This window comes from Pandoraea anhela (assembly GCF_902459655.1).
Lineage (GTDB): Bacteria > Pseudomonadota > Gammaproteobacteria > Burkholderiales > Burkholderiaceae > Pandoraea > Pandoraea anhela.
This window is the reverse complement of the sequence record NZ_CABPSB010000024.1, coordinates 23,438-40,564: the sequence shown is the minus strand read 5'-3', so window position 1 is coordinate 40,564 and position 17,127 is coordinate 23,438. Positions and strand designations below refer to the sequence as shown.

The following is a 17,127-nucleotide window of genomic DNA, read 5'->3' as shown; positions in this document are numbered from 1 at the left end:
GTTATGAAGTCTCTCTCGACCAGTTCATCGCTGGAAACCGTGGCCGTGCGTCTGCGCGGCAAGATTCAGGGCGTGGGCTACCGTCAGGCAGCCGTGCGCGAGGGGCACCTGATCGGTGTTCGCGGCTGGGTGCAGGCGCTGCCGGAGGGCGACATCCTCGCCATGGTGCAAGGCACGCCCGATCAGGTCGACAAGATGCTCGAATGGATGCGGCGCGGCCCGCCGGGCGCACGCGTGACGGATTTCGAAAGCGAAGTGGAGTACACCGGACGCCGTTTCGACCGGTTCGAACAACTCTGACCCGAACGCTCGCGCGCGCCCGTCCCATGACATCACCCACGCCCAGCACACGCCGTGCCAAGCCGGACGATGCCCCGCGCATCGTCGCCCTGCTCGCCCAGTTGGGTTACGAAACGCCGCTCGACATCGTTCGTCGCAATATCGCGCTATCGACGGCCGGTGGCGACGACGCCGCGTTCGTCGCGCTCGACGAAAACGAAAGCCTTGTGGGATGTATCGGACTGCACACGCTCACCATGTTCCATCTGGCGGGGCGGCTGGGACGCATTACGGCGCTGGTGGTGGAGGAAAACGTGCGGGGCTCGGGTGTCGGGCACGCGCTGATGGCGGCCGCTCACGCATGGTTCAACGAGCGGGGGTGCGAGAAGATCGAAGTGACGAGCAGCGACCATCGGGTCGCCGCACATCGCTTCTATGCGCGCCATGGCTATGCCCGCGACGGGCAACGTCTGACGCGCAAATGCCAGACCTGATGACGTTCCGGCGAACGCCAGCGCCGACTTAATTCTTGTGACGGTAGTTGATGCGGCCCTTGCTCAGGTCATAGGGCGACATTTCCAGCGTCACGCGGTCACCCGCGAGAATACGAATGCGGTTCTTCTGCATGCGGCCGCTCGCATATGCCACCACTTCCACGCCGTTCTCGAGCGTGACGCGAAAGCGATTGTCCGGCAACACATCCGAAACGTGTCCGCTGAATTCGATCAGTTCTTCCTTGGCCAATATCGTGTCCTCTTGAGGGTGCCGCTCGCGAGGGGCGCAGCACCGGTGTTACTGAAAGTTCGTTCGCCAATACCGTCCCCGCACCCGGAATCTGACGGGGGTGCACATCGAACGCCAAAAGGAGCCTACCCGGTGGACCGGCCATCGAGGCGAGCGGTGCACCGAAAAGCGGCGGTGGTTCGAAGGAGCAAGGCACATTGCGGCAGTGCCGCAACGACGAGCAGTGCGTGTCGGGAGGGCGAAGACCGGATCGGTCCGCGTCATCGGCACAGCGAGTGATCCGGCTCGCAGGACAGGGGTGTCCGCGGCGCCGATAAAGCATTTCGCGATCGTCAGGCGATGATCGGCGAATTTTCGCCGATCCCGCAAGGATACGCCTTTCTGTGTCGCCCGTGTAGAAAAAATGGCGCCCGCCCGCCTAAATGCACGCTTTGTCGTCTATTTGTTGCGCAATGCACCAATGAGCGAAAACCGATACCCGGTTCACTCGGGGTGAACGCCGATGTGACGCGCAACGCGCACTCAACTATGCTGTAAGTACCCGTAGCCCGCAGGAGGATTGACCATGAAAACCGTCGCTCAGATCCTGAAGTCCAAATCGGTCGACACGGTGTACAAGGTACGCCCGTCCGATTCGGTACTCGATGCCCTGACCCTGATGGCCGAGGCCCGCATCGGCGCGGTGCTGGTCAGCGAAGACGACCGTGCGATCGTCGGCATCTTCACCGAGCGCGACTACGCCCGCAAAGTGGCGCTTATGGGCCGGACCTCGGTCGACACGCCAGTGCGCGACGTCATGACCGCCGCCGTGCGCTATGTCAGCCCCGAGCAGACCAACGAAGAGTGCATGTCGCTCATGACCCAGCATCGCATCCGTCACCTGCCCGTGATGAAAGACGGCGAACTGGTCGGCCTGTTGTCCATCGGCGATCTGGTCAAGGCGATCATCACCGAGCAGCAGTTCACGATCGACCAGTTGGAGAACTACATCATGGGCGGCAGCGCCGCTCTGGTCGGCACATCACCGTCGCGGCCGAGTTGAGCGGCGCGGCAGCCTGCCGTCCGCCTGCCCGGCCACCCGCCCGCTCGCCAGAGATAAGTCCGACAGCGTAATCAGGGGCACGGCGCTTCGCGACGAAGCGCCGTTTTTTGCTGTCCGCCCTCCCTTCCCTTTCTCCTTGTCACGTCAAGCGCCGTGCGCCAGGCATCCGTCGCATGACAACCGTGTGACGAATGCCCCATCGCGATAAACACCGTGCGCTTTTCGCCAATCGCATTCGCGTTTGCTGCGTCCCGACAGGGTCGAACCGGTCAAGCTACGCGCGCTCCGAGCGAGCCCTGCGGGTCACACGATGCACCCGCACCATACGATTCACCTCCTTGTCATACACGCCGCATGAAAATTCGAAGTAATGCCCCTGCCGCCGACACTGCGCAACCCGCAGCACCCGCCCCTGCGAGTACCGGTGCGGCAGAAGTTTCGTCCCATAACGCGATGGACGTCCAACTGTCCGGATTACCCGCGCGCCAGATCGCACGCGCCAAGGCCACTCTCGAAGGCGCTCGCGTACGCCAGCAAGTGCGCGTGCAATCGGTCGCGCCCGGCATCGTCAAAACGACGATCAGACCACCGAAGCCGGATTCATCGCCCGCCAGTAGCGCGCACACCCCCTTGAGCCGCATTCAAGGCCTCATGAAGCCGACGTCCGAATACACCCGCGTCACGGTAGCAGGCGGCGCAGGGCAAACGCGCGTCATCGGCACGACGGATGGCGCGCTGCCGGCGCGTCCCGAAGTGCTGGCGCAACACACGCCTGTGCCGACGGCGATCGTCAATGGCGGCTACTTCATCCACAAACCCGGCATGCTCGACGATCAGGGCAAATCGATCGACAAAATCGGCGTCACGATCGGTCCGACCTCACACCGCTCGGACCATCAGCCGATCTCCGAGATCTGGAAGCCCTATTACGGGCAGGTCAAGATCAACGACGAAACGGCGCTATGCAGCGGTCCGTTGCTCGCACAGAACGGCGAACAGGAAGCCGTGCCGTTCACCGACAACAAGTTCCTGTATCGCCCCGACGGAAAGCACGAGAACGAGCTCAATAAACTCGGTGGAGCCATGACGCCCTGCGGCGACCCGATCGAGCGCTCGGCGATCAGCGTCAACATGTCGGCCGCCGGAGATCGTGGCGATGTCGTCATGCACGCGCTCACGGCAGGCGGCAGCCGCACCAACGGCGCCAAGATGGCCGACTGGCAGAAACTCACGAAGATCGGGGCCGACTCAGCCCAGGGTCACGCCCACTTCAGCGGCACCGGCGGCAACGCCTCGACACTGGCGCTCGATGGCGGCGGCTCGACCTACGTCGGTGTGCGCAACGCCGACGGTGTCACGACGCTGGCGCACGGTCGCGGCGGCATTTCGGGTGATGGCATTCGCCCCACGCCGAACATCATCGTTTCGACGCCCTCGCTGGGCGCGCAACCGGGTGTTCCCGCAGACGCCAACGCCGGTCGCATCGCCATCGCACAGGCGCTACAGGGCAACTGATCGCGGTCGAGGGCCACCCGGCGTCAGAACGCCACGATCGCTTTCACCCGATCGTGGCGTTACCGATCTCCCCGGTCATTTCCTGCAAACGCGACGAGATCACGCGGCACGATCAAAAATCTTCCGCGTCGACATCGTAATTCGACGGTTCCCAGCGAATCGCCAGCAGCGCGAGCAAGCCGATGGCGGGCGCGGCAGCGATGACCCAGAACACCTTCGTCGAGAGCGCTGCGGCCAGCACAGGGAACAGGAACAGGGAGACGGTCGAACTCGCACGCATGAGCGTCTGGTTGAAGCCCACGCCCACGCCACGCAACGACGTCGGGTAGCTCAGCGACGCGAACGTCATCGAGTGCGCCCCGGGGCCGAAGCCCTGACCGAGCAGGAACAACGCGAGGAAACCGAGCGCCCACGCGACTTGCATCGCGCCGTGCGGCTTGCCCACGAGCGCCAGGCCGACGAGGGCCGTCAACTGGCAGGCATAGCCCACGACCGTGAGCTTCCAGGCCCCGACCTTCGGCACGAGACGCACGCCCAGCAGACCGCCCGTGAACGCGAACAACAGATTGAGCGCGAGCGACATCAGAATGGTGGTGAGCATCGACTGCGCGAGGAAGCTGGCGATGATCACCGGCAGGCCGAACGCCACGGCGTTGTACGCGAACGAGGAGGCCACCGCGATGATGGTCGCGAGCGTCGTACGACGCAGATACACGCCCTTGAGCAGCTTGCCGTAGTTGCTCCACGCCGCCGGACGCCGGGGCGCAGCGCGCTCGGCATCCGTGGCAACCACCGCGTCGATCCCATAGGCGCGCTTGAGAATCTTCGCGGCGGCGTCGAGGTCGCCCTGATTCGCTGCCCACACGGGCGATTCGCTCATGTATCGGCTACGAACGGCGATGATCGCCAGCGCCGGAATCGCACCGAAGCCGAGAATGATGCGCCAGAGCAGCGCGCTGTGCGACGCCGGCAGCAGCGAGTAGCACAGCAGCACGAGCAAGTAAGACCCGCATATCGCCGCGTACCAGGTGGGGCACCACATCGCGACCCGCGCGGCCTTGTTGCCGCGTCCCTTGAGTTTCGAAAACTCCGCGAGGAAGGCCATCGCCACCGGCAAATCGATACCGACGCCCAGCCCCATCACGAAACGCGCACCGGCGAGCACATACGCGTTCGGTGCCAGCGCACACGCGATCGCCGCGATCACGAAGCACAGCATGTCGGCCATGAATACACGATAACGCCCGATGCGATCGGTGAAATAACCGCCGAGGAACGCCCCGACGATCGCACCGAACGTAATGGCCGACGCCACCATGCCCGTGCCCGCCGGCGTGAGTTGAAATTCGCGGCTAACGTCCTTCAATCCAAAGGCGAGCGCACCGAGATCGTAGGCGTCGAGGAAAACGCCGCCGAGTGCGATGGCGACGATCCAGCGGGCATTCGATACGCGCGCGCCGCCCTCGTTGACGAGTCGTGCGACATCTGCGGCGGAACGAATAACGGCGGGACCGCCGGCGGGAATCACGGGCGCCGCGGGCGCCGAGGCCACTGAGTCCGCACTCGTTTGAGCGGAGACGGGGGAAGACAGGGAAACGTCGACTGACATGAGACTGAACCGGAAAAAGCGAACGCCAAAGGTCGCGATGCTACCGTCTGCCCCCGGAGCACCCAAGGGCTTTCTGGTTATATGCTTAGACGATTCCCCCGCCATCCGCCACCCCTACGGGATTTAGCACTAAAATATGCTGCACAAATCCCAAATTCATAGCGAATCCCCCTCGCAAGTTAAGCAATCGCAGAGCATGACCCCATGTCTCACCGGACGGGAACCTCATCGAGGCATCTCCCAAGTCGGGGGCGACCGCCGGCAAATCCGCGCAGCGCGGGGGTCTGCGGCAGTGCACAGTCTTTAACAGACGCTTACCTTTTCTTACAGCAAGAAGGGCTGCGGAACCCTACATTCCGCATCGTGGTCGCAATACATGTGCCACATGGTGTGCAACCGTGACCGAGTTGCGGCCGGGGCGCACGACCAAGAATTAACACCTCACGCTCACGAGGACGGATCCAAAATGAAGATCAAAGCACTTACGGGAATCAGCGCGGCGCTGGCCGCTGTCATGTTGGCCGGTTGCGTGGCGCCGGGCCCGCAATACGGCTACCAGCAGCAGGGTTACCAACAGGGCTATCAGCAAGGCTACCAGCCGCCGCAACAGCAGGGGGCCCTTTACGGCACGGTCCAGTCGATCGAGCAACTGAACGGTCCGAACAACAGCCCGAACATTCTGGGTACGGTGCTCGGCGCAGCGGCCGGCGGCCTGCTCGGCAATACGATGGGCGGCGGACGCGGACGCACCGCCACCACCATCGCCGGCGCGGCGATCGGCGGCATCGCGGGCAACCGGATCGAAAACAGCATGGGCGAGCCGAACGTCCTCTACCGCATCACGGTCCGTCTGGACGACGGCCGCGTCGCCACCGTCACGCAAGCGCCGCCGCTGCGCGTGCAGCAAGGCCAGCGCGCCGCGATCTCGAACGACACGGTGTATCCGTATTAAGCCGAGGCGACGACAAGCATCGTCGTCGACAGTATCGAGCGCCCGCCGGGATTCCCCCCGGCGGGCGTTTTCATTTTCGTGGCCGGTGCCGGCCCACGCAGCGCAGGAGACGAGGAATGCCCGGGGGACGCCCGGGGGACGGCGGCAACCCATAATCGACGGCCAGAGCGCGGTCACACGCAAAGCAAATTTGACCTGCTAAGATACGCGCGAAAATCGGTGCGACCATCGGAGGGCCCCCGCCGTTCCGGAACTTTGCCGAGTCCGTCAGTTACCGCTACCTTCGAATTTCGTCATGTCGACTCAGACGACTTACCACCATCGGCTCTTCATGGCGATGGTCGGCGGCTTCAGTGCAGTGCTCAACGCGGGCGCCTTTTTCACCGTCCTTCGGCTCAACGGTCACAACCCCTACACCCCTTACGGCATCACACTCGTCTGTGCATTGGCGGCGGCCGCATTCGTCGTCTTCGCACGCTTTCATCTGCTTGCCAGCGCCCGGAATCTCGGCTGGATGCTCGGACGCGGCGCCATGCGATGGTGCCGATTGCTGCTGACGGTCATCGTGCTGCTGTTCCTCACTTACGAGAGTCAGAACGACGTACGCATGATGGTCGCCGAGTGGACGTCGCTCGCCCTGCCGTTGCAGATGATCGGACTCGCGGTACTGCGCGGCATGGCGCACAGCATCAACAACGCGCCGGGCAACCAGCGTCGCGCGGCGTTCTTCGGTCTGGGGCCCGAGGCGCGCAAGCTGAATCTGCGCCTGCAACGCTCGCCCATCCTCGGCATTCAGGTCGCGGGTTACTACAACGATACGCCGGTCACACCGGACGCCGGCGAAGTCTTCCCGCCCTACCTCGGCCGCTACGCCGACGCCGCAGCGAATATCCAGGCGAACGAATACGAAATCGTCTTCATCGCCATCGGTCAGCAGGACAACAAGGAACTCACCACCGAGATCGTTCACCGTCTGTACGACTCGACCGCGGCCATCTACCTGCTGCCCGAGTTCCGCTTCCCCGGCGATCTGCCGATGACGAGCACCGACATCGCCGGCGTGCCGTTGCTTGCGCTGCACGACATCACGGTGCAGGGCTTGTTACGCATGATCAAGCGTGGCATCGATGTCGTCGGTGCGATGCTGATTCTGGTGCTGCTCAGCCCGGTGATGCTGGGGGTCGCCATTGCGGTGCGTCTCGACTCGCCGGGACCGATCCTGTTTCGTCAGCGTCGCTATGGCGAGCGCGGCGAGCCGATCGTCATCCACAAGTTTCGTTCGATGCGCGTGATGCAGCCGGAAGACGCCGCGGCCGCCGCGACCGGCGGATTGCGTCAGGCGCACGCGGGCGACAGCCGTATTACGCCGATCGGCAGGCACCTGCGCCGCACGTCGCTCGACGAACTGCCGCAGTTGTTCGACGTATTGGCAGGGTCGATGAGTCTGGTGGGGCCGCGTCCGCACGCGGAGGAGCACAACGAGATGTACCGTCGCATGATTCCCGGATACATGCTGCGTCACAGCGTCAAACCGGGCATTACGGGATGGGCGCAGATCAACGGCCTGCGCGGAGAGACCGACACGCCGGACAAGATGCAGCGACGCGTGGAGTACGACCGTTACTACATTACGCACTGGTCGTTGTGGCTCGACATCAAGATCCTGCTCAAGACGATTCCCGTCATGGTGACGGGACGCAACGCCGTCTGAATCGACGGCGTTGATCGTCTTCGGTGGCGTCTTTCAAGACGGCTTCATTGCATCACAACGCCGGCGCGATATCGGCGAACGCGGCAGCGACAATCGTGGCGCTGGCGGAAACCACTGCCCTAGCGGCCACCGCGCTCATTCCCGGCAGAGCGCGCGCCACTGCCGCCAGCAGATACCGATAAAACGCCGGTCTTCGACGAGGTAACGACGCCACATGCGACCCGGGTCCTGCAAAATGCGGTACATCCATTCGCAACCGCTGCGCTGCATCCACTTCGGCGCGCGCTTTTGCATGCCTGCGGCGAACTCGATGGCGGCCCCCACGCACAGCATCACCCCGCCCGGCATCGTGTCCGCGTACGCCATGGCCCAGCGCTCCTGCTTGGGCATGCCCAGACACACGAAGATGAGATCGGGGGCAAGCTCGCGCACGCGCTGCGCGATGTCCTGTCCTTCCGGCCCCGTCGGGTCGAACGTCATCGACGGAATCATCAACGTGAAATCGAGCCCTGGAAAACGCTGCGAGAGTCCTGCGTGCAGTTGCGCCTCCTGCCCGGGACGCCCACCCACGAACACCGCCTTTCGGCCCGACGCCCGTGCCCTGTCGCACAACGCGGGCAGCAGATCGGCGCCGGTCACACGCCCGGGCAACGGTCTGCCGAAGAGTCGGCTGGCCCAGATGATGGGCATGCCGTCGGCGAAGAGGAAATCGGCCTTGCGATATTGCTGCTTGAACGCCGGCAGAACGTCGAGCCGCACGATATGGTCGACGTTCGGCGTCACCACGATGCGCGAGCGACCGTCGCGTTGCGCAGCGGCATGCGCGAGCACATCGACGGCCTGCCCGAACGGCACGGCGGCGATGTTCAGACCGAACAAGGCAACGTTGGGCTCGAAGACTTCGCGAGCGTCGGCTTCCGGCGCGGCTTTCAGTTCAGTGTCACGGCTCATGACCTATCGTGTTCCCCATATCCAGCGAATACAACGTTTCCCGCATGCCCTCATCGTCCGGCAGTACCGGCGACGTTCGATGGCAGGCACGATAGTAGCAGCGCCCACCCGGCCCGTCAGTGACACTTTTCACGATATGTCGCGTATTTCACGACGTCACCTGTCCATCCACCGCAAGACCGCCCGGCCTTGCCGCGACCAATGATCCTCGACGCTCACGACATTCCCTCCGGCACCGAACTGCAAGCCGACCTGTGCATTGCGGGCGCAGGCGCCGCCGGCATTACCCTAGCGCTCGCGCTCGAAGCGAGCGGGCTCGACGTGGTGCTGCTCGAAAGCGGCGGCGAAGCCCCCGAGCCGGCCGTCCAGCAGTTGTACACCGGCACCGTCGAGGACACCCGCCTGCATCATCCCGCCGACAGCTATCGCGTGCGCCGCTTCGGCGGGTCGACCACCCTGTGGGGCGGACGCTGCATGCCGCTCGACGCCATCGACTTCGAAAGGCGCGACTACATGCCGCACAGCGGCTGGCCCATCGGGCTCGACGATCTGATGCCGTGGTATGCCCAGGCCAATGCGCTATGCGAAGCCGGCGAGTTCGCTTACACCGCAGAGCAGGCGTTCCCGCGCGCTTCGGCCCCGTCGCGCCCGATGATCGGCAACTTCGATAGCGATGTGTTCTCGACGAACACTCTGGAGAGATTTAGTTGTCCGACAGATTTCGGCAACCGCTATCGCGCTCGTCTCGCAAAAAGCCGCGTTCGGGTCATCCAGCACGCCAACCTCTGTCATCTGCCGATGCAGGATGCTCAGACGCGTCTCGTCGGCCCCGCGCAGGTGAAGACGCTCGATGGCAAGACCTTTACCGTCGCCGCGCGCGCCTATGTGCTCGCGACGGGCGGTCTCGAAGTGCCGCGTCTGCTGCTGAACAGCCCTGGGGTGAGCGGTCGAGGGCTGGGCAATGCCCATGACGTCGTCGGCCGCTACTACATGAGCCATCTGGCCGGGACTATCGGCACCGTCGATCTCTCGGGGGCGACGTCGGTCTGGCACGGATACGACGTCTCCGACGACGGCACCTACTGTCGGCGCCGTCTGGCATTGCGCCCACAGGCCCAGCGCGATCTGCATGCCGGCAACTTCATCGCTCGCCTGCATCATCCGCGCATTCCGGACGCCGGGCACGGCAACGGCATTCTCTCGGCGCTGTATCTGGCGCGCCCGATCGTGCCGTACGAATACGCCAAGCGCCTTTACGGCGACGCTCCGGGCGGCATCGGCAACTGGCTCGCGCACGCACGCAACGTGATCACGGACGTTCCCAATACCGTGCGCTTTCTCGCACACTGGGCCACACATCGCACGCTCGCGGCCCGCAAGTTTCCGTCGGTGATCGTGCGTCCGGCCAACCTGCGCTTCAGTCTGGACTTCCACGCCGAACAGGCGCCCTGCGAGAACAGCCGTGTGACGCTGAGCGATACGCGCGACGCGCTCGGCATGCGACGCATCCACATCGATTGGCGCTACACGCCGCAGGACGTTTTCACCGTGACGCGCGCTCTTGCCGCACTGGCGCAGGAAATCGCGCGCACCGGCGTGGGCCGCTTCTCGTACGATGCTGCCGACGTGGAGGCCGAAATGACACGCTACGGCGCCTATGGCGGTCATCACATCGGCACGGCGCGCATGGGCGACGACCCACGCAGCAGTGTCGTGAACGGCGACGCCCGCCTGCATGAGGCCGACAACGTGTTTATCGCGGGTGCGGCGGTCTTCCCGACCTCCGGGCAAGCCAACCCCACCCTTAGCATCGTGGCGCTGGCCCTGCGTCTCGCGCATCATTTGCAGGGCCCTGCGAACATCACCGCCCTGCCCGCACCACCGACTTCCTCGTCGACTAACTGATCTCGTCCGCCATATGAAAGCTCGCATTCTTGTCACCGGCGCGACCGGCTTCATCGGTCGCCATGTCACCAACGCCCTCGCCGCCAGCGACTGGGCCGAGCCGGTCGCCGCATCGCGTCGGGCCGACGCCGGCATGCGCGCCGTCGACGCGCTCTCCCCGGCTTCGCTCGTTGCCGCGCTGGCCGATGTCGACGCGCTGGTGAACTGCGTCGCCGGATCGCCGGAAACCATCGTGAGCAATGCCCGCGCCCTGCGCGAGGCGCTCGACACGCTCGGCAAGCCACTGCCTGTCGTGTACTTCAGCTCGATGGCCGTGTACGGCAGCGCAGAAGGGCGTATCGACGAATCCGCCGCGCTCGCGGGCGCAAGCCCGTACGGCATGGCGAAGGTGGAGGCCGAGAAAGCGCTTGCGGGTCTGCCGACGGTCTCGCTGCTGCGTCCGGGATGCGTCTACGGCGGCGGCAGTCCGCAATGGTCCGAACGCATCGCCGACCTGCTGCGCGCCGGCCGTCTCGGCGACCTCGGCGCGGCAGGCGACGCCCACAGCAATCTCGTGCATGTCGACGATGTGGTGAAGGTCGTGCTGGGCGCACTGCGTCGTCCCGACGCGGGCGGACGCGCGTATAACCTTGCGATGGCCGACGCTCCGCGCTGGAACGAATACTTCGTCGCGTACGCGATGGCGCTGGGGGCAACGCCCGTGAGGCGCATCGGTGGACGACGTCTGAAGATCGAGACGAAACTCGTGGCGCCCGCGCTCAAGATCGCCGAGATGCTGGGTCGCAAGGTCGGCGTCAGGGGATTGCCGCCGCCGTTGCCGCCCTCACTCGCACGTCTGTGGCAGCAGGACATTCGTCTGGATGCCCGTCGCGCCGAGACGACGTTCGATCTGACGTGGACGCCCTGGCGCGAAGCGCTCAAGGCGGAAGCCGCACGCGCCTGACCGACGGCGGCGCGATCAACGTCGCGTCAGGCGTCCCGCCGTCCAGCGCCAGAGCGTGGTGAACGGTGATACGCCGAGCAAGCGGCGTGCCGCCCATGCGGCAGCCGCCCCATTCACCGCAATCGCCAGCGAGGCCGCCACCGACGCCCCGACGCTGCCGCCCATCGGCGCGAGCGCCGCAAGGCCCAGCAGCAACACCACGACCGAGACCACATTGATACGCATGAGCGAGCGCGTGTGCGCGGTCATGCCGAGCAGTTCCGGCATCGCGGTAAAGCAGGCCGCCGCGATCTGACCGAGCGCCAGCACGCGCAGCGCGTTCGCCCCGTCGTCGAAACCGTGGCCGAACAGGCCCAGCAGGAAGTGCGGCACGAGCAGCATGCCAAGCGTCACCGGCAACGCCAGACACAGCACCAGCCCGATCGCCTGTGCCGCGCTGCGCTCCAGCGCCGGCAGGTCCCGACGCGCGTAGAGGCTCGCGAATCGCGGCGCGGCCATTCCCGTCACGCCGCTGATCAGAATGTTGACGACGAGCGCCAGACGCCACGCCAGCGCGAACAGCCCCGTCTCGCGCGACGACGCCACGATCCCCAGCACGATGGCCGGGGCGGACGTGATCAGCAACTTGGTGAGTTCGAGCGTGAACAACGACAGCCCCGGTTTCAGCAGGCCGGGAACGACGGGGACCACGCCGTGCGGCGCCCCCGACGGCACCTCGCGCAGGCATCGTCGCAGCAACACCGCGCCCACGACAGCCGCGACGGAAAAGCTCGCCGCCGTCAGCACCAGCGTGTTGGCCACCGTCAGTTTGCCTGTCGCCACCAGCGGGATCGCCGCCACGCAGAAGATCGCGGGCCACAGCCACGAATAGATCATCTGACTGACACCCACGCGCTGGAGTCCGGCGAGCGCCCCCGCAATCGCCGCCCCCATATTCTGCGGCACGAAAGAGAGTGCACCGAGCATGAGCGGCGCGGCCAGGTCGGGCTTGTGCAGAATGCGATCGGCAAAGAGCGCCGCGCCTGCCATGAGCAGCATCGACACGGCTGTCGATGCCAGGAAGACATGCCCCAGTGCGCGGCGAATCGTCGGGCGCACGGCAGCGGCCCCGCCTGACGCGAGATCCATCGCCAACTGCCGCGTGAGCGCCTGATCGATGCCGAGACGTCCGAACCCGGCGAGCGCCACCATCGTGCTGAAGACGATGTAGAAATTGCCGGTCTCGACGACGCCCAGCGCCGCCGCGATCAGCAGGTGAAAACCGTAGCGGCTCGGCAGATCCAGCAGACGCACGCCCAGACTGATCACGCTGCCGCGAATCATCGAGGCGCCCGACTTGCCTGGCGATGCCGACGAGGGCCCGGACGCCGGACGCGAGCCGGGCACTTCAGACGATTCAGGCGATTCAGGCGATTCAGGCGAATTACGCGGCGTCGACATCTCGCTGATCTCAGTTGGCCGGCTTGCGCAACACGAAAAGCTTGATGCTCTGCGGCGGCAGTTCGACTTGCAGTTCGCCGCCGGACACCGGGACATCCGGCGCGCGCGCGAGCTTGTTATCCGCCAGTTGCCAGACTTCGCTCATGCCCGTCGCCGCAAAATTGGCAAGCGAGACCGTGGCCTGCGCCGCGCGATCGAGTTGCTTGTTGATGACGACCACGGTCATCGCGCCGTCCGTTTCGCGCAACGCCGCGAATGCCGACACGGTATCCGGATCGGGCACGGTGGCGGACACGCTGATCGAGCCGAACTCGCCGCCTTTGTCGTCGTAATTGCGATACAGCTTGATCGCCTTGTAGACGGGCATCGACGGGTCGAGCGTGCCCCAGCGCGTCGCCATGTCCAGCCGTTCGCGCCCGAAGATGCCGAGAATGTCGGCCTGCGCCGTCGCCCCGTTCATGCGAGTGTCCGCACCCCAGTTGTATTCGGTGAGCGCGATGGGCGTGCCGGGGTAGTAATACGTATCCACCCACTGACGCATCATCGGAATCAGCGCAACCACGCTATTGATCCACGTCGGGTCCTTGTAATTCGGGTCCCACAGATTGCGCGTGGAACGGTTGCGCATGAGCGCGATGGCCGTCGAATTCCCGGTCGCAGGTTCTTCGTACTCTTTGCTCTGCGGATAGAAGTGCAGACTGAAGATGTCGACCGGACGACCGGCATGCTTCCACTGTGTGAGCAACCACGGGATATACGGCATGCCGCCGGTTTCCTTCAGCCGGTCCGGCGCCTGCGCGTAGCCGTGCGTTATCGAAAACTGCTGATCGAAGCCGCTGTACAGATAACCGTTCCAGCCCCACTCTTCCGGCGCGAGCACCTTGGCGTCCGGATCGGCGCGCTTGACTGCACGGGAGTAGGCAATCACCTTTGCGGCGATTTCGCTGGCATGTGCGCCCGTCGGATGCGAGTTGTTGTGGATCAACTGCCACAGACTCGGCTCGTTATCCATCGCGTAATACTTCACGCCGCCCGCGCGGGCCGGTCCGAACTGCTGCACCAACGCCGTGACGCGCGCCTGCTGGCTTGCGGGATCGTCGGGCACGGTGGCATCGTCCGGATCGTTCACTACGGGCGTGCCGTCGCGCAGAATGCCGTTGCCGGCGTCCGTCATGCCGTCCACGTCGTAGTTCTGCTGCGGGCCGTACTTGGCGATGGAGAAGCTCGCCAGCCGGTCGCGCGAACGCGAGAGCGTCGCCACCCGGCCGAGCATGGAGATGGTGACGATCGGCTGTGCGCCTGCGGCCTGCGTCAGGGCAACGAAACGGTCGCCGAACTGATCGTTGATGTCGGTCGGGTTGACGGGCAGGCTCTCGTAGTACCAGTCGCGACCGGCATTACGCGCGTCGAGCCGCCAGTTGTAGGCCGACGCGCTGTTGCCGCCCGAGCGGTTCAGCGGCGCGCGCAGGTCCTGCAACATTGCCGTCGTGCCGAAGTTGATGCCGTAGATCAACGGATTGATCGGATGGCGATCGGCCGCCGCATCCACGGCGATCGACACGGCGAGCGGTCCGCCCGGCGTGGCTTTGGTACAGGCGGCGGACGACAGCAAGACGGCCGCGCCGACGAGTTGAATCCATCGGGAATACGCACTACGGCGCGGCAATACGCGCATGGAGACTCCGGGGGGCAGCACGATGATCGAATCCGCCGGCGCGCCAGATGTAGACGAAGATCGCCAGAATGACGGCCGTTTCGCCTGGCGCGAGCGTTGGCGGGTAGAAAAACGATACCAGCAGCACGAAGACCAGATAGTCGTACAGCGCGCCCAGGAAGTCGTCTTCGACTTCCGCACGCAGGCGCCGATAGAAAAACAGGCCGCGCAACTGAAAACACAAAATAACGAGCGCGCCGAGCAGACCGTACTCGAACACGATCCCCAGCCACGTGATGTCGGCGAGGAAGAAGAAGTGATGGAAATACGTGGTCAGCGTGTCGCCGCTCGCGGGACTGATCGTCCCCACGCCGAACAGCCAGCGCAGCGAGTCGTTGCCGAGAAAGCGCGTCGCGAGCAGCGCCGAGATCCGACGCGTGTCGAAGCCGGTCTCGGCGTTGGCGCTGAAAATCGTCGCCAGGTATCCCATCGAGAAAATGCCGACAAGCACGATCGGCGCAACCAGCATCAGGCCGATGCGCGCGCGCGGACGCGCCCAGACGAACGTATTGATCACCAGCACCCCCATGATGCCGATGGCCAGCGCACGGGACTTCACGATCAGCAGCGCCACGGCCAGCCCGATGAGCACACTCACGAGATAGCCCACGTTACGCTCGAAGAACGCTCGACGATAGGAGAAAAACAGCAGGATGAACGGGAAGTACATCGACATGCGGATACGGTGCCCGCGACTGTCGCTCGTGAAGAACGGCGCCTGACCGAAGACGTAGGTTTCCTTGTACCAGTCGGCCGGCACCAGCAGCCACATCAGAATCAGCGCGCCGACGATGACCGCGCCCAAAATCACGAAGCTGCGCCCAAGCTCCTGCAACGTGGGCTTGAGCATCAGGAGCAGCGCCAGAAAGGAAAAGAAATACAGGATCGGCAGCAGCTTCACCTGTGCCGTGACACTCGTGAAAAAGCTTTCGTTGAAATAGATGACGGCGGCGAAGCTCGGCACCATGACCAGCCACGCGAAACTCAGCAATACCTGCCGCGTGATGGGAAAGCGCGGCTGACTGCCCAGACGCAGCACCAGCGGCAGCGTCAGTATCGGGAACGCCTTCGAGAGCGCCCACAACGGATACAACGTCGCGATGTAGTGAAAGGTCTGGCCGAAAAGCGGCAGCACCACCACCAGGCAACCGACGACGAAGGCGCGCGGCAGGCCGCCCGCAAAGACGGCCGGCAGGTCGTCGTGGACCGGCATCTCCGGCGTCCCGTGCGTCGCCCCGGTCGCATTGCCCGGCGCGGTTTCCATTTCGAGGGGTGGCTGCGCAGCTGTCACGAAGCGGTTGAATTCGGTGGTTAGACTTGAGCGAATCGGTTCGGGCGGTGGTGCGATCCCGGGGACGGCGCCGGGTGTCGCGAGTGGCTCGCCACACCCGGCGTCGAGCGATCAGAAGCTGCGCGCGCCGTTGATGTCGTAGTTGACGTTCTTGTTGAACGGCAATGCCTTGTTGATGTACTGGTCGACCCACAGATCCACTTCGGCAATCGACGACTTCGGCACGAAGATAGTGTCGTTCGATTGCAGCACGATGTCCTGCGCGGGATCGCCTTGTTGCGTGAGCGCCTTGACGTCGACCGTGCGCAGCATCGGACGACCATCCGGGCTGCGGCGAATCAGCACGATTTCGCCGGTACGTGCGGTGTCGAGCAGGCCCTGCGCGGTGATGATCGCCTGCATCACGCTCATGCCGGGCGTGAGCGCGAGTTCGCCGGGCTTGCCGACTTCGCCGCCGACGAACACGTGCGCGGCGGTCTGCGTCACCGCGACCATGGCCATCGCGTTCGCGGTCATGTGGTTGGCCGCGAGGGCGCGGTTGACCGTTTCACCGAACTGCGCGAGCGTCTGGCCGGCCGCCGGGAGGTTGCCGGCGAACGGCATGGCGACCGTGCCGTCAGGCGCAACGCGGCCCTTGTAGTTGAGCTCGATGTTGAACGGCAGCACGACGGAGATGTCGTCGCCGGGCAACAGTCGATACGGTGCGGGCGTCGTCGAATCGACCCATGTCGCGAAGCGGTCGGATTGCTGGTATTTGGTGTCGACCCAGGTGTGGGTGCAGGCCGTCAGCGTCATCAGCGCCAGTACGCAGGCCGGGCGGAGCATGTTCATGGGACAGATGGCACGAGGCCGGGGTGGTTACACGGTTTGGACCGTACTCTAGTGCACTTCCGTCGTCTCGCCAAGCACGATAAATCGGCGTCGGATTTAGGATAATCGCGGATTCAGGGGGACTTTCCGGGGACTTTCTTGCGTAAGATATGCGCCTTGAAACCATCAATCGTGGCCGGGCAACCTTTCCGCTTCTTGCA

General features: G+C 64.6%; 15 protein-coding genes. 8 read left to right on the top strand and 7 right to left on the bottom strand.

The window, feature by feature from the left end; translation table 11 throughout:
- The first annotated feature begins 3 nt into the window (after nt 1-3).
- Complete coding sequence (locus tag PAN31108_RS23225; protein WP_150671125.1) at nt 4-300, top strand: acylphosphatase; 297 nt, start codon at nt 4-6, stop codon at nt 298-300.
- A gap of 26 nt (nt 301-326) precedes the next feature.
- On the top strand, nt 327-773 hold the full coding sequence (locus PAN31108_RS23220) for a GNAT family N-acetyltransferase (protein ID WP_150671124.1): 447 nt from the start codon (nt 327-329) through the stop codon (nt 771-773).
- 28 nt (nt 774-801) lie between these two features.
- On the opposite strand, the gene infA is transcribed toward PAN31108_RS23220, so the two are convergent.
- Nucleotides 802-1,023: a translation initiation factor IF-1 gene (gene infA / locus PAN31108_RS23215; protein WP_039393473.1), complete on the bottom strand. Its 222-nt coding sequence runs from the start codon at nt 1,021-1,023 to the stop codon at nt 802-804.
- A gap of 565 nt (nt 1,024-1,588) precedes the next feature.
- On the opposite strand from infA, the gene PAN31108_RS23210 reads away from it, so the two are divergent.
- Nucleotides 1,589-2,065, top strand: a complete 477-nt coding sequence (locus PAN31108_RS23210; RefSeq protein WP_150671123.1) for a CBS domain-containing protein — start codon at nt 1,589-1,591, stop codon at nt 2,063-2,065.
- Nucleotides 2,066-2,419: 354 nt separating this feature from the next.
- Nucleotides 2,420-3,580: a phosphodiester glycosidase family protein gene (locus PAN31108_RS23205; RefSeq protein ID WP_150671122.1), complete on the top strand. Its 1,161-nt coding sequence runs from the start codon at nt 2,420-2,422 to the stop codon at nt 3,578-3,580.
- A gap of 112 nt (nt 3,581-3,692) precedes the next feature.
- Here the strand turns inward: PAN31108_RS23205 and PAN31108_RS23200 are convergent, their stop codons facing one another.
- On the bottom strand, nt 3,693-5,189 hold the full coding sequence (locus PAN31108_RS23200; protein WP_150671121.1) for an MFS transporter: 1,497 nt from the start codon (nt 5,187-5,189) through the stop codon (nt 3,693-3,695).
- Between the two features lie 466 nt (nt 5,190-5,655).
- Here PAN31108_RS23200 and PAN31108_RS23195 point away from each other — a divergent pair, with 466 nt between their 5' ends.
- On the top strand, nt 5,656-6,141 hold the full coding sequence (locus PAN31108_RS23195) for a glycine zipper 2TM domain-containing protein (protein ID WP_150671120.1): 486 nt from the start codon (nt 5,656-5,658) through the stop codon (nt 6,139-6,141).
- A gap of 295 nt (nt 6,142-6,436) precedes the next feature.
- Nucleotides 6,437-7,852: an undecaprenyl-phosphate glucose phosphotransferase gene (locus PAN31108_RS23190; RefSeq protein WP_246184110.1), complete on the top strand. Its 1,416-nt coding sequence runs from the start codon at nt 6,437-6,439 to the stop codon at nt 7,850-7,852.
- A gap of 135 nt (nt 7,853-7,987) precedes the next feature.
- On the opposite strand, the gene PAN31108_RS23185 is transcribed toward PAN31108_RS23190, so the two are convergent.
- A complete protein-coding gene (locus PAN31108_RS23185; protein WP_150671119.1) occupies nt 7,988-8,803 on the bottom strand; it encodes a WecB/TagA/CpsF family glycosyltransferase in 816 nt (271 codons plus the stop codon).
- 201 nt (nt 8,804-9,004) lie between these two features.
- Between PAN31108_RS23185 and PAN31108_RS23180 the strand changes: the two genes are divergently transcribed.
- Entirely contained in the window at nt 9,005-10,708 is a 1,704-nt protein-coding gene (locus PAN31108_RS23180; protein WP_150671118.1) for an FAD-dependent oxidoreductase, read from the top strand.
- Nucleotides 10,709-10,721: 13 nt separating this feature from the next.
- The gene (locus PAN31108_RS23175; protein ID WP_150671117.1) at nt 10,722-11,651 is read left to right on the top strand and encodes an NAD-dependent epimerase/dehydratase family protein; all 930 of its coding nucleotides are present in this window, start codon (nt 10,722-10,724) and stop codon (nt 11,649-11,651) included.
- A gap of 15 nt (nt 11,652-11,666) precedes the next feature.
- Here PAN31108_RS23175 and PAN31108_RS23170 read toward each other — a convergent pair whose 3' ends face one another.
- From PAN31108_RS23170 to PAN31108_RS23155, 4 genes are all read right to left on the bottom strand, one after another.
- Entirely contained in the window at nt 11,667-13,091 is a 1,425-nt protein-coding gene (locus tag PAN31108_RS23170; RefSeq protein WP_246184109.1) for a lipopolysaccharide biosynthesis protein, read from the bottom strand.
- A gap of 10 nt (nt 13,092-13,101) precedes the next feature.
- Nucleotides 13,102-14,766 (bottom strand): glycoside hydrolase family 44 protein, encoded by a 1,665-nt coding sequence (locus PAN31108_RS23165; RefSeq protein WP_150671116.1) that lies wholly within the window; start codon nt 14,764-14,766, stop codon nt 13,102-13,104.
- Complete coding sequence (locus PAN31108_RS23160) at nt 14,744-16,069, bottom strand: hypothetical protein (protein ID WP_150671115.1); 1,326 nt, start codon at nt 16,067-16,069, stop codon at nt 14,744-14,746. The genes PAN31108_RS23165 and PAN31108_RS23160 overlap by 23 nt, the downstream gene beginning before the upstream one ends.
- Before the next feature lie 138 nt (nt 16,070-16,207).
- Entirely contained in the window at nt 16,208-16,927 is a 720-nt protein-coding gene (locus tag PAN31108_RS23155) for a polysaccharide biosynthesis/export family protein (RefSeq protein ID WP_150671114.1), read from the bottom strand.
- Between the last annotated feature and the right edge of the window lie 200 nt (nt 16,928-17,127).

Excerpts from the sequence above, each read along its gene's own strand:
- PAN31108_RS23225 (WP_150671125.1), top strand. The coding sequence starts at position 4 with ATGAAGTCTCTCTCGACCAGTTCATCGCTGGAAACCGTGGCCGTGCGT.
- PAN31108_RS23220 (WP_150671124.1), top strand. The coding sequence starts at position 327 with ATGACATCACCCACGCCCAGCACACGCCGTGCCAAGCCGGACGATGCC.
- PAN31108_RS23210 (WP_150671123.1), top strand. The coding sequence starts at position 1,589 with ATGAAAACCGTCGCTCAGATCCTGAAGTCCAAATCGGTCGACACGGTG.
- PAN31108_RS23205 (WP_150671122.1), top strand. The coding sequence starts at position 2,420 with ATGAAAATTCGAAGTAATGCCCCTGCCGCCGACACTGCGCAACCCGCA.
- PAN31108_RS23200 (WP_150671121.1), bottom strand. The coding sequence starts at position 5,189 with ATGTCAGTCGACGTTTCCCTGTCTTCCCCCGTCTCCGCTCAAACGAGT.
- PAN31108_RS23195 (WP_150671120.1), top strand. The coding sequence starts at position 5,656 with ATGAAGATCAAAGCACTTACGGGAATCAGCGCGGCGCTGGCCGCTGTC.
- PAN31108_RS23190 (WP_246184110.1), top strand. The coding sequence starts at position 6,437 with ATGTCGACTCAGACGACTTACCACCATCGGCTCTTCATGGCGATGGTC.
- PAN31108_RS23185 (WP_150671119.1), bottom strand. The coding sequence starts at position 8,803 with ATGAGCCGTGACACTGAACTGAAAGCCGCGCCGGAAGCCGACGCTCGC.
- PAN31108_RS23180 (WP_150671118.1), top strand. The coding sequence starts at position 9,005 with ATGATCCTCGACGCTCACGACATTCCCTCCGGCACCGAACTGCAAGCC.
- PAN31108_RS23175 (WP_150671117.1), top strand. The coding sequence starts at position 10,722 with ATGAAAGCTCGCATTCTTGTCACCGGCGCGACCGGCTTCATCGGTCGC.
- PAN31108_RS23170 (WP_246184109.1), bottom strand. The coding sequence starts at position 13,091 with ATGTCGACGCCGCGTAATTCGCCTGAATCGCCTGAATCGCCTGAATCG.
- PAN31108_RS23165 (WP_150671116.1), bottom strand. The coding sequence starts at position 14,766 with ATGCGCGTATTGCCGCGCCGTAGTGCGTATTCCCGATGGATTCAACTC.
- PAN31108_RS23160 (WP_150671115.1), bottom strand. The coding sequence starts at position 16,069 with ATGGAAACCGCGCCGGGCAATGCGACCGGGGCGACGCACGGGACGCCG.
- PAN31108_RS23155 (WP_150671114.1), bottom strand. The coding sequence starts at position 16,927 with ATGAACATGCTCCGCCCGGCCTGCGTACTGGCGCTGATGACGCTGACG.